The 206-nt window shown below is 67.5% G+C and carries 1 pseudogene; it reads left to right on the top strand.

The features are described from left to right. Window positions 1–206: pseudogene (locus tag I53_RS11440) on the top strand (hypothetical protein); the annotation flags it as partial.

The raw sequence follows: 206 nt of genomic DNA, 5'->3' as shown, positions 1-206 counted from the left end.
CGAAGAGGTCTGGAAGCACGAGTCCATCGAATTCCTGGAGGATGCGCAGAAGTACCCGTTGGCGCAGGTCGATCCCGAGGCCGCGGCGCTCACCAAGCGCGCGGCGGCGGCGTCGGACAAGGCGGAGAAGCTCATGCGCGAACTGGCCGCGGCCAAGGAACAGGCCGCCGAGCGGGCCGTGCAGGAAGTCTCCGAGCTGTACTCGA

Source organism: Methylobacterium sp. B1, assembly GCF_000333255.1.
Taxonomy (GTDB): Bacteria; Pseudomonadota; Alphaproteobacteria; order Rhizobiales; family Beijerinckiaceae; genus Methylobacterium; species Methylobacterium fujisawaense.
Note: the sequence above shows the minus strand (reverse complement) of the source record. Positions and strands in the feature narration are given on the sequence as shown.